The 12382-nt window shown below is 33.0% G+C and carries 8 protein-coding genes and 1 pseudogene; 1 reads left to right on the top strand and 8 read right to left on the bottom strand.

The window, feature by feature from the left end:
- Positions 1-68: 68 nt before the first annotated feature.
- From ASC72_RS16100 to ASC72_RS16080, 5 genes are all read right to left on the bottom strand, one after another.
- Positions 69-1202, bottom strand: coding sequence for a TlpA disulfide reductase family protein (locus ASC72_RS16100; RefSeq protein WP_056192826.1), 1134 nt, complete (start codon positions 1200-1202; stop codon positions 69-71).
- A 31-nt stretch (positions 1203-1233) separates the two neighbouring features.
- Positions 1234-2427 carry a TlpA disulfide reductase family protein gene (locus ASC72_RS16095; RefSeq protein WP_082564330.1) on the bottom strand — a complete coding sequence of 398 codons (1194 nt, stop codon included), beginning with the start codon at positions 2425-2427 and terminating at the stop codon, positions 1234-1236.
- 66 nt (positions 2428-2493) lie between these two features.
- Positions 2494-3900 (bottom strand): RagB/SusD family nutrient uptake outer membrane protein, encoded by a 1407-nt coding sequence (locus ASC72_RS16090; protein ID WP_056192821.1) that lies wholly within the window; start codon positions 3898-3900, stop codon positions 2494-2496.
- Positions 3901-3917: 17 nt separating this feature from the next.
- Positions 3918-7493 carry a SusC/RagA family TonB-linked outer membrane protein gene (locus ASC72_RS16085; protein ID WP_056192818.1) on the bottom strand — a complete coding sequence of 1192 codons (3576 nt, stop codon included), beginning with the start codon at positions 7491-7493 and terminating at the stop codon, positions 3918-3920.
- 207 nt (positions 7494-7700) lie between these two features.
- Positions 7701-8846: a FecR family protein gene (locus tag ASC72_RS16080; RefSeq protein ID WP_056192815.1), complete on the bottom strand. Its 1146-nt coding sequence runs from the start codon at positions 8844-8846 to the stop codon at positions 7701-7703.
- Positions 8847-9405: 559 nt separating this feature from the next.
- Between ASC72_RS16080 and ASC72_RS16075 the strand changes: the two genes are divergently transcribed.
- Entirely contained in the window at positions 9406-10005 is a 600-nt protein-coding gene (locus ASC72_RS16075) for an RNA polymerase sigma factor (protein WP_056192812.1), read from the top strand.
- A gap of 298 nt (positions 10006-10303) precedes the next feature.
- On the opposite strand, the gene ASC72_RS16070 is transcribed toward ASC72_RS16075, so the two are convergent.
- The 3 genes and pseudogenes from ASC72_RS16070 to ASC72_RS24560 all read right to left on the bottom strand — a co-directional run.
- On the bottom strand, positions 10304-10801 hold the full coding sequence (locus ASC72_RS16070) for a hypothetical protein (protein ID WP_056192809.1): 498 nt from the start codon (positions 10799-10801) through the stop codon (positions 10304-10306).
- Between the two features lie 103 nt (positions 10802-10904).
- A pseudogene (locus tag ASC72_RS16065) lies at positions 10905-11618 on the bottom strand (NAD(P)/FAD-dependent oxidoreductase); the annotation flags it as partial.
- 1 nt (position 11619) lies between these two features.
- On the bottom strand, positions 11620-11972 hold a 353-nt coding region (locus ASC72_RS24560; RefSeq protein WP_241775726.1), incomplete at its 3' end, for an NAD(P)/FAD-dependent oxidoreductase.
- Positions 11973-12382: the final 410 nt, after the last annotated feature.

Below are 12382 nucleotides of genomic sequence, written 5' to 3'. Positions count from 1 at the left end.
TTTTTTATTTTATGAAGAATATAAAACGATCATTAAAACAACAATCGTTTTATACTATAGAAGTGTACTTATGATTTACTGAAAATCTCCTTCAATTTGGTTTGAAGTGCTTCTTCTCTAAGGTTTTTGGCAACAATTTTCCCGTCTGGTCCAATTAAGTAATTTGTTGGAACCAATTTTACTCCGTATAAAACTGCCGCTTCATTTTTCCATCCTTTCAAGTCAGAAACATGAGTCCAGGTTAAACCGTCTTTTTCGATGGCTTTCTCCCAAAGTTTCTTTTTATCATCTAAAGAAACGCCCAGAACCTCAAATCCTTTATCGTGATAGGTTTTGTAAGCTACAACCACATTTGGATTTTCTTTTCTACATGGACCACACCAGCTTGCCCAAAAATCTACCAAAACGTATTTTCCTTTATAATCTGATAATTTTACAATTTTACCGTTTACATCTGTTTGTGAAAACTCAAGAGCAGGAGCACCAACAGCCGTTTTATCGTTAAGATCAATCGCTTCTTTTATTCTCTTTCCAAAATAAGATTTTTGAACTTCAGGAGATAAAACAGCAAAATATTCTTTAACTTGCTGTGGAGTTCCGTAAGTTACCAAACGATCTTCTAAAACTAAAACACCCGCAACTTTATCTTTATGTGTTTTGATAAATTTAAAAGTAAGATCATCTGCAAGTTTTTGTAAATCAGCCCAGCGTTTATCCATCATTACTTGTTGATCCGGAGTTAATTTTACTTTTCCATTTTGAGATAAAGAGTCAGAAGCTTTGTAAACAGGTCCGGCAATACTTTGGATTTTTTTAAACTCGTTTTTGTAATAAAGTGAATAAATTGAATCCTGAGTTGCACCGGACAATTTCGCATTAAAGATCGAATCTTTCTTCGCCGTAAAACCAATAGTTTCATTGGATAAAATAAAAACCCTTCCGTACTCTTGTCCTTTTAATTTTACGCTGTAGCGAAGCGGTTCTTCCACTTTTCCTGCAAAAGTAAATTTACCCTCTACAATTTTAGCAGAATCTTTAACCAATGGTTTATCCCCATCAAGAAATTCCAAATAAACAATTCCGTCTTTTTGTCCCGAAATAGTACCATTTATAGTGTAGCCTTCTTCTTTTTTAGAGCAGGAAGTAATTACAGTTACCAATGCAAAAGCTAATAAACCTGATTTTAAAAATGTATTTTTCATTGTTTGCTGTTTTTTTATTTGATTAGTCAGATTATGACTTTAATAATTCTTTTAATTTTTCTTCTAATTCAGCACCTCTTAAATTATCGCTGATGATTTTTCCTTTACTATCTACCAGATAAGTGGCAGGAATAGTTTTTACATTAAATGCCTTACTTACTTTATCGTCATCATGTAAATTGGGCCATTGCATGTTTTCTTGTACCAATGCTTTTTGCCATGCTTTTTCGTCTTTATCGATCGAAATGCTTAAAACTTCAAAGCCTTTTTCTGAATAGTTTTTATAAGCTGTTTTTAGATTTGGAATTTCCTTGCGGCAAGGTGCACACCAAGATGCCCAAAAGTCAATCAGAATATATTTTTTTCCTGCAACAATTTCTTTTACACTAAGTGTTTTACCATCTTTATCTTTTAATCCAAAATTTGAAACACTTGTACCAATTAATGTTTTTGGATTTAGATCATTATCTGCAACCTGACCGTAGTAACTTTTCTTTGCTGTTTCAGAAAATTGTTCATAAATAGTTTTCTGGTCTGGTGTAAAGTAACTGTATTGTGTCAACATGAAAAACGGTCCCCACCAGGTAGCTTTATTTTTTATGATGAGATCTCTTGTAGATTTTTCCACTTTAGCAAAAAAGGCTTTTTCTTTGGCTTCAAAAGCTTTCCATTCCGGAGAATTTCCAATAGAATCCATTAGTTTTTTATTCCCTGCAACTCTTGCATCCGAATATGCTTTGGTCACTTCTTCTGTACCTTTATGATATTCTTGGTAATCTTTGTTTAGTTCTTCTTTAAAAGCAGTTTCTTTTTTATAATAATCGTTCGATTTTGATCCTAAAATCACTTCATTTTTAAAATTAATTCTATCGTCTTCCTGTTTTAAAACTTCTGCATCTGCTGTTATTTTTATTTTGGAATTTTCAACTAAAACTGGAACTTCCCCTTTATTTTTTCCAAACGTAACATAAAAAAAGCGAGGTTCATTTAGTTTTCCTGTAAAGGTAAATTTGCCGCCTTTTATTTTAGTTTCGGCTACTGGCGTTTCTGATAGATGCGTTGCACCCGGAATTAACTGAACTATTGTTCCGTCTTCAAGTCCTGATATATTTCCTTCAAGAGTATACGATTGAGGAACAACTTTTTTTGTTTGTGCCTGATTGCCGTTAGAAAACATAAACGCGCAAATACACAACCCTAATATTTTATGTTTAATAGTGTTCATTTTTGATTGATGTTTTTTAGATAAAGCTTCCTTTTCAGATTTCTTACTCAGGAAGCTTTGTGGTTTTTATTTTGCTACGTTTTGAGTTATAGTTCCGTTTCCAGGATTTTTTGTTGCTCCCTGTGGAAATGGCATTGTCCACATATGAGAATCTGAAGACAAAGCATATGTTGTTCCCTCTTCTACTTTAGAAAAACTTACTTTATAAACTCCTTCGGCATTTAAACGACGTGCATCAGCAAAAGGAATGATCGTTAAGATCAGCTCGTTGGATTTAGTTTTGAAAATAGCGTTCAGAGCCGTTGTTTTATCTGCAGTTACAATATCCTGGTAAGAAGCAGGAAGAATACGTGTTTTGCGTACTTTATTTAATAATGTCAATGCTTCGCTTACTTGCCCTGCGCGAGCCAGACATTCTGCTTTAATTAAATAAATTTCAACCGTTGTGATTCCGCCATAATTAAACATACCCGACAAAGTCCTTCTGTAATACGTTTCAGCACCAACAGTTCTGATTTTCCAACGTGATTTAAAACGGACATCCCCAGCCTCAAATCGTTGTGCACGATCTATCGGAATACTATATTCTGTGGATAAACGAGCCGTTGCACCGTGGCGATAAGTGTAATTCTCAACATAGTCATATCCCATTGGAGATGGTGTATTTGTATAGGAATTTGGAATGTCGATTATCGCTTTGTTTGTGTTATAATAGCCTACCCAATCATAAAGCGCATTATTCTCTGCTAAGGCCAAATCTGCATATTTTAAAGCTTCTGTATAATTATTCATTTGTAAAAATACGCGGGAATAAAAGGCATATCCTGCTCCTAAATTTGGGTGTAATGCTGTTTGGGAAACCTTTGGCAGATAAGGCAATGCCTCTTTTACATCAGCCAGAATAAAATCATACATTTCCTGAATGGTAACTTGTTTGCTTGGTGCATTAATATTGGCGCTTGTAATTAAGGGCACGGATAATTTGGTAGCTGCTGTAGAAGCTACGTAAGTATCTGCATAGAAATTAACCAAATTATAATATGACATAGCACGTAGAACTTTTGCTTCAGCCCAAACTACTCTTTTTTGCTCTTCGGTAGCTTCTGTGGTTTTCAGTGCATTTTCAATAATTAAATTGAAAGTTGAAATTCCTGCATATTGTCCGTAATATGTCGTTTCATCTGCCTGATTCAGAGCGATACGATCTGCGGTTTCATCCCAGAAATAATTGGCTTTTGTCAATCGGTAATAGGCTAAATCAGCTACGGTTTGATATCTGTCATTCAAGAGATTTAATGCCTGTTCAACATTTACGCTTTGGTTGGTATATTCATCGCGGATTAAAGCTTCAAAATCAGCCAATGTTGTTGGGACTTTAGAGCCTTTTGGCGCATCGTCCAAATAATTCTCACAAGATGTGAAAGCGATCGCAACTAGTAATGCGCATAGAATGTTCTTGTATATATTTTTCATCGTGTAGTCTTTTTAAATTAGAAGTTAATATTTACACCAAAAACTAAACTTGGAGATTGAAAGCCATTTAAAAGATATTTAGCATCTCTGCTTTTGGCTACAGTAAAAACATTTTCTGCATTAAGATTAAAGCGAACATTTTGCAATTTTACTTTTTTAATAAGAGCTGAAGGCATTTGATAAGCCAATGAAATATTACTTAATCTCACATTAGAAGCGTCAAGAATATTGATATCTGCATAAGAATAAATAGTACGTGAATCAGAGCTAAACTCCTGATCGTATTCGTAAACTGCTCGGGGCACATTTGTAAATGCTTCATCTCCCGCTTGCTGCCAACGATTTGCAATATGATTGTTAACGATTCCAATTTTTGCTACATAACCGCCCATTGCTTGCGAATACTCATTATTTAACATTGGTAAAAAGTTATTTCTGATTTTGTGCCCCAATTCATAAATGAAAAGTGCTGAAAGAGAAAAGTTTTTATAAGCAAAAGAGGTGTGAAATGAACCGCTATGAGTTGGTACTGTTGAACCATAATCCTGTATGGCATTTAAATCTGCCGGATTGTATTTTACCGCAGTTCCGGATGCATCATAAACCTGAGGCAAACCTGCATTGCTTAAACCCGCCCATTTGTAACCGTAAATAGAGTTGAAATTTTTACCCACTCTTGGAAAAGTCGATGCATAATCTAATTGCAGAAAATAAACCGGAGCTTCAACATTTACATACGTAACTTTATTTTTATTATTGGCATACAAAACTGATGCATCCCAGGAGAAAGAAGGTGTTTTAACAATTGTACCTCGCAAACTTACTTCAATACCTCTATTAGTCATTTCTCCATTATTGAGTCTATAGGTCGAATATCCCCAGCCTTCTGTTGGAACACCTGTGCTACTTGCTAATAAATCTTCTCCTTTTTTGTTATAGACATCAAAAGTTCCGCCCAATCTATTGCTGAACATTGAAAAATCTAAACCTATATCGGTTGTTGTTGTTTTTTCCCAGGATAACTCCGGATTTGGTCTTGAATTAACATACCCCTGATTTCCTCCAACATTTGGATTAGAACTATATGATGCTGTCAAATAAGGTGCAGAATCCTTGGCAACGTTTCCTCCAATACCATATGATGCACGAAGTTTAAGCATATTTATAAAAGAAGATTTAAAAAAAGTTTCCTTATCAATATTCCATGCCGCACCGGTTGACCATGTAGGTTTGTTTTGATATTTGTTGTCTGTTCCCCAGAGGTTAGAGCGATCCCAACGCAAACTTCCTGTAACAGAATATCTTCTGTCATAAGTGTAACCTGCTGTTCCATACAATGAAACGTAACGGTTTACCAGTTCACGTTGTGCCGAAAAATCATTTTGACTCATATAACCCCCAAAAAAAGATCCGTAAACTTTCAATAAATCAACCTGATTTACCGGAGTAAAGGATAAAGTCTGATCGTCATAACCGTAACGGGTATTATCGCCATATTCTAATTTTGAATGACGAATTTCCATACCGGCAATTGCTGTTACATTGTGAATATTATTAAAAACCTTATCAAAATTTAACTGCTGACGGAAATTGTACGCATTAGAAAACTGATTTGTTTCTTTTAAGATATCTCCGTAAGGCAGATTATAAACAGCTATGTTTTCAGGAGAAATTGTAGCTAAACTATTTACTCTACTTCTAACATAATAAGAATCCTTATCTCTTAAATCTGAGGTGCGATCTACTCCGTACTCGTATTGAAACATAGCATTATAGTTAAACGCCGGGCTAAATTTAACATTTAATTTTGCAAAAGTTCTGTTTAAGAAATTCTTGCCTTTTATTACATTTCGCCCCAACTCATCCATTGGCGTAATATCCATATTATAAAGACCATAATCCTCAATAGACTGCAATGTAAAATTATCGTAACGAGATGCTGCGGTTGAAGTAAAATAGCTTCCGTCACTATTAACAAACTGATTGTATGGCTGTACTTTATAATCTTGCTGAGTCAGAACATTATAACTTTGGGTATCACTTACACCGTAATTAATATAAGTTCCTAAATCAACAGAAAGCCAATTGTTTATTTGGGTTGAGTTTTTAAGATTAACACCAAGAGATTGATTGTCGGAATATTTATCTTCAAATTTATTTCCTTTATATGTCAGAGAGGCGTTAAAAGTATTTGATTCTGTAGCTTTCCCTATACTTACATTATGCTGAACAAAGTATTGATCACGTTTTGCATATCTCGCCACGTCATCATAATATTTATAACCTTGTGCTCCTAATGCGTTCAACCGATTGTTCATATCCGTTTGTGAAATATTTCCGGCGTAACCATTTAGTAGGACCTGCATTCCCTGACTTGTAAATGCTGCACTTTGCAATAAAGAAGTTGCATAAGCGCCAGCTCCTGCTCCCTGCAAATTAGGATTTCCGTCTGCCCAGCCTTTTTCTAAACCAATAATATCGGCAGAATTTGTAAGATTACCAGTATAATTTCTATATGGCGTCACAGTCAGGTTACTTGAAAATGAAATATTGGTCTGACCGGCTTTGGCTTTTTTGGTTGTGATGACAACAACACCATTAGCCGCACGCGCACCATAAATGGAAGATGCCGCCGCATCTTTCAAAACCGTAATAGTTTCAATATCTTCTAAGTTTAAATTTGGAAGATTTTCTTCTAAGCTGAAATATTGATTAAATTTTGTATTTTCGATAGGAAAGCCATCCACTACATACAATGGAGTCGTTAATCCATTCATCGAAGTTGTACCACGAATTTTACCACCCTGATACCCTACAATGCGTCCTTCTAAAATTTTGTCTAAACTGCTTAAACGCTGTTCCTGAAAATCTTTTGCTTTTATGCTGGAGAAAGATCCTGTTGCCCTGTCAGCCGAAATATTTTGATATCCTGTTGTTAAAACAATTTCACCTAGTTCAAGCGTATCTTCTTTAAGTACAACGTTAATTACGCTTTTTCCTTCCACTTTTATTTCCTGTCTGACAAATCCCAGATAAGCAAAAGCTAATGTAGTCTCGCTGCTCACGGCAATAATCTGATATTCACCATTAAAATCAGTCTGAACGCCTCTTCCTGAACCGTTATCTGAAACCGCAGCACCTGCTAAAGGCACACCTTTTTCATCAGTCACTTTACCTTTTACAATAAAATCCTGCACTTCTTTTATAACTACTGGCTTCTCTTCCGGCGCTTTTTTAGGGGTTAGAATAATGTGATTTCCTGAAATTTTATAGTCGGTTCCAGTGTTTTTAAAAATTGCACTTAGAATATTTTCCATAGAAACATCATTGAGTCTAAGGTCTATTTTTCGATCTAAATCAACGGATCTGACATTATATACAAATCGATAATCTGTTGTGTACTCAATCTTTTCAATTATTTTCCCAACAGACATATCGCTGGCATTAAATGACATTTTTGCTTTTTGAGAGTAAATTACCCCCGCCTGCATAACTGTAAGACTGGTCAATAAAAATAATGTAGTCAGTTTCATTTTCAAATCAAATTTCAAAAAAGGCTTATCGAACCTGATTTTGTTTAATACTTTTTTCATACTTTTAAATGTTTTTAATTGTGGTTGGTTAGTTTACTGATCGCATTTATCCTACCGGGAAATGTTGGCGCATTTTCCGGTTTTTTTATAAATAACAATCCTTTTATACGTGGTTTTTATTACATAGGCGTGGTTTTTATTTATTACTGATTATAAATTTTTACTATAATTTCTGATTTAAGGCTTTTAATTCTTTTTACCTAATTGTTATCTTATTGTTATCTTATTGTCATCAATAGTGTAATCAATAGCATAACTATCACTAAAATATTTAAGTACCACTTCAATAGGTTCATTATCAAAACGAGCATTGAAAATTTCTTTTCCGAGTGCTTTATTTTTATTGATAAAAGTGATATTGTAATAACGTTCCAGCTTTTTAATAATAGAAGTAAAAGACTCATTTTTAAATACTAAACTTCCTTTTACCCAAGCCGTATAATAATCTGTATTTACAGCTTCTGTCATAATTTTTTGCTGTCCACGTAAATTTGAGCCTTTTATTCCTGGTATCAGATACACTTGATTTTCGGCTGTTTTTTTGTCTTTATAAAGCGACACTTTTCCTTCAACTAAAACGACATCCGTACTTATATCTTCTGTATATGAATTCACATTAAACTTAGTTCCCAAAACTTCTACATTTACTTCCTGTGTATTTACAGTAAATGGATGTGCCTTATCTTTTGATACTTCAAAATAAGCTTCACCTGTCAAATACACTTGTCGGCTTTGATTTTTTAGAAACTGAACCGGATATCGCAATGATGTTCCAGCGTTTAAATGCACTACTGTTCCATCTGACAATTGAACTTCGAATTTTTTACCGTACGGAATTTTTAATGTATTGTAAACCAATTTTCCATTCGAATACGCATTGGAATACACTAATCTGTTTTTCTCTTGTTTTCCAATTATTTTCCCAAATTTATCTGTTACCATTCGCGCCTGAGTCGGATCAATGCTCTGCATTGATTCATTCCCAACCTGTAGCACTATTTGGTCTTCTCTTGGCACTATAGCATTTTGTTTACCCTTAAAAATTGTGGAATTAGTATAAAAATAAATACCTCCCAAAAATAATATCAATATTGCAGCGTACTTATAATAGGCGTAAAAGCTTTTCTTTGAAAAGACATTCTTTTCATTGTTAATTCTTGCCAGCAACTGTTTTGTTACCTCACTAGAATCATTTACAGTTGTTGCGACATCTATAAGGTAATTAACTTTTACAAAATCTTTAAATACTTTTTTATTTTCCCCCTTGGCCAACCATTCTGTTAATTCTTCAATTTCTTCCTCAGAAGCTTCATTAGTAATAAATTTTACAATCTGTTGTTCTATTTTTCTCATTGTTATTTGAAATATTTTTATAAATTCATTATGATTAAAACCCCAATCATAATGATGAAATAATTTTATTTTACTTATTTCTTCAAAACTAAAATTACTGCTAAAAAGTCATTTAAACTAATTATAACAATAACTGTATTATCATAGCAATTCGATAAGTTATTTTTAAATACAATAAGCAATTAAAACTTAAAAGCGTAAAGCATCACATTATCTATTTTTCTACTATTACGATTAAAAAAAGCGCAACCCTAACTATTTGATAATATTTTTTTCATTTTAATGTGTTTTTTATTGATTAAGATGTATTTTTTAGTCAAAATCTTACAACCTTAACTTTAATGATGCAAGATATATTCAACATCCAGTGCAGCATACAACCTGTCTCAGCGTTTTTGACATATTTGTATTTTTATCATTTTAAAATTTTAACCTTTTTTACTATAAATTCCTCTTTTTTTAATATTATATATGAATCAAAAGGCAAAAAACTAATAATTAGATAACATTTTTTTTAATTAAATAAATAATTAATTTAAAAATTCTTTTATTTGTGATTATGAAAGCGAATCAATATAATAGTAATGAAGTTTTAATAGAGGCTCTAAAAGAAGGAGATGAAAAAGCATACATTTATCTTGTTGACACCTTCCATCATAATTTGTGCGTATATGCTAATAGTTTACTTAAAAATATATACAGCGCAGAAGATATTGTACAGAGTGTTTTCATAAAAACATGGGAACAGCGCGCTTCTTTAAAACCAGAATATTCTATAAAAAGTTTCCTTTATAAATTAGTTTACAATGAGTTCATTGATGGATATCGGAAAAAACAAACGCTCTTTCCTCTTGAAAAAGAATATTTTAAAACTTTAAATACTGTAGTTTTAGAAGATGATGCAGAATCTTTTCAAAAAATTCTAGATATTGTAAACAAAGAAATTCAGACACTTCCTCCAAAGTGCAAAGAGGTTTTCATTTTAAGCAAAAAAGAGGGTCTGACAAATCTAGAAATTGCTGAGCATCTTGACGTTTCCATTAAAACCGTAGAAGCACAGATTACCAAAGCTTTTTCTATTTTGCGTAACTCCCTAGAAGAAAAAATTAAAAATTTCTTATTTCTTATATTTGGCAGAAAAAAAATAAGGTTTCACTAATATAACTCAATTTAAATAATTAAGATGTCTTTGCATTTAGTTATTTTCCTCCTAATAGTGACAAATATTTTTAATTAAAACTCTTTTTCTATTTCCTAATTCAGCTTTTTATCTAACTGTGAATTTAAAAATAAGTTTAATTTACTAATTGTCGTTTTTATGCGCAAAAATCTATAAAACAATATATTTGCTCAATTACTAAGGGCAGGATTTTTCCCTACTCGCTTCCGATCAAATGAACCATAATAAATTAATCTGCTCAACTGTAACTACTCTATACTAGAACCATATAACTTTATTAATAATTCCAATCGGTAACTATTTTATATTGATCAGAACTTTGAATTATCCTTTTAAAAAAAATATCGATATGCTTCTGTATAAATTTTCCTGCCAACATCTTAAATAAAAGCATCTCAATCTTAGAACGCATTTGAAACTGATATGTAGCCGACACAATAGAACTCTTATCCCCATTATCAAAAAAAGTAAACTGATACTCCACTGCCGATATTGGACTTAAGCGCATTGAGGTAAAATTATCGATTCGTACTGAAAAGGACCAATCATTAATAAATGTCAAAAAAACATGTCTGGCAGAATTAAAATCTTCAAAAAAAATAATAGATTCACTTCCCAAACTGCGATTTACCTCTGACTGATCGATTGGCGCAAATCTCTGGACAAAAGGAATATTATGAAAAACCGTTAAAAGATCCCTGCTGGCAATATGCTTAAATAATTCTACTACTGGAATATTAATGTCTTGTGAGGATTGTATTACTATTGTATTCAAAATTATTATTTTATGTCCCTTAAAAATCTCAACACTTTATCACTTAATTTGCGCCTTTTTCTTTAATAGTACAGCTAGCACTATCTTTTTTTTGAATTTTAATCTAGTCTTTTGAAGCCAGATAGCGTTCTGCATCAAGAGCCGCCATACAACCTGTTCCGGCAGCAGTAATTGCCTGACGATAAGCATGATCTGCAGCGTCTCCGGCTACAAAAACACCATCAACATTTGTTTTAGATGTTCCCGGAGTATTTACAATATAACCCGTTTCATCAAGAGTGATGTAATCTTTAAAGATATCTGTGTTTGGTTTATGACCAATGGCTACGAAAAATCCTGTTGCAGGAATTTCAATAACTTCAGCAGTAGTTTTATTCAACACTTTTATAGCATGAACAACATTATTATCTCCTAAAACTTCAAGAGTATCGTGGTTCATTAAAATTTCGATATTTTCTGTTTTACGAACGCGTTCTTCCATAATTTTTGAAGCTCTGAATTTTTCGCTTCTTACCAACATCGTTACTTTTTTACAAAGTTTAGATAAGTAATGCGCTTCTTCACAAGCAGAATCTCCTGCTCCAACAATCACAACTTCCTGATTACGGTAGAAAAATCCGTCGCAAACAGCACAGGCAGAAACTCCTCCACCCATATTTAAATAATGTTGTTCTGATGGCAATCCTAAATATTTAGCAGAAGCACCTGTTGAAATAATAACCGTTTCACAGTGCAATTCGATGCTATCGTTAATCCAAACTTTATGAATATCTCCTGAAAAATCAACCTTAGTAGCCCAGCCATCACGAATATCTGCNGAAGCACCTGTTGAAATAATAACCGTTTCACAGTGCAATTCGATGCTATCGTTAATCCAAACTTTATGAATATCTCCTGAAAAATCAACCTTAGTAGCCCAGCCATCACGAATATCTGCGCCAAAACGTTTTGCCTGATCTTGTAACTGAATCATCATTTCTGGTCCTGTTACTCCATCAACATAACCTGGAAAGTTCTCTACTTCATTTGTAGTTGTCAACTGACCGCCTGGCTGCATTCCCTGATATAAAACCGGATTCATATTTGCTCTGGCAGCATAAATTGCAGCAGTATAACCTGCAGGACCAGAACCTATAATAAGGCATTTAATCTTTTCGTATATATCTGACATATTTTATTATTATAATCATTAATATAAAAAGAGCTGCTGGTAGTCAGCTCTTTTCTTGGCCTTTACATATGTCGAACAAATATTGATCTAAAAAACAAAGTATGTTAAAGACAATTTTTTAATTCTCTGAGCAGATCTGCCACTCTGAAAAAATGAATGTTCCAATAATTTTACTAATATTTTGTAATAGCATTAACATCAATCGTAAATTATAGCCGGCTAAAGTTCGATGTTCTCATTTTACCCCTGCAATCTTAGAAGAACAAGTCATATTCATTTTCTGCGACGAAAGTAGAAATTCTAATTCGTCCATTATGTGCCATTTGTCACAGATATTAAATTATTACTAGCATTTTTAATAAATATTTAAAAAAATAAGATTAAATAAGTTAAATAACAAAAATGAAATA

Source organism: Flavobacterium sp. Root420, assembly GCF_001427905.1.
Taxonomy (GTDB): domain Bacteria; phylum Bacteroidota; class Bacteroidia; order Flavobacteriales; family Flavobacteriaceae; genus Flavobacterium.
The sequence above is the reverse complement of the archived record's forward strand: the minus strand, read 5'-3'. Positions and strand labels throughout refer to the sequence as shown.

What these genes read in the sequence shown, in the direction of transcription:
- ASC72_RS16100 (WP_056192826.1), bottom strand. Translation starts at nt 1,202, where the DNA reads ATGAAAAATACATTTTTAAAATCAGGTTTATTAGCTTTTGCATTGGTA.
- ASC72_RS16095 (WP_082564330.1), bottom strand. Translation starts at nt 2,427, where the DNA reads ATGAACACTATTAAACATAAAATATTAGGGTTGTGTATTTGCGCGTTT.
- ASC72_RS16090 (WP_056192821.1), bottom strand. Translation starts at nt 3,900, where the DNA reads ATGAAAAATATATACAAGAACATTCTATGCGCATTACTAGTTGCGATC.
- ASC72_RS16085 (WP_056192818.1), bottom strand. Translation starts at nt 7,493, where the DNA reads ATGAAAAAAGTATTAAACAAAATCAGGTTCGATAAGCCTTTTTTGAAA.
- ASC72_RS16080 (WP_056192815.1), bottom strand. Translation starts at nt 8,846, where the DNA reads ATGAGAAAAATAGAACAACAGATTGTAAAATTTATTACTAATGAAGCT.
- ASC72_RS16075 (WP_056192812.1), top strand. Translation starts at nt 9,406, where the DNA reads ATGAAAGCGAATCAATATAATAGTAATGAAGTTTTAATAGAGGCTCTA.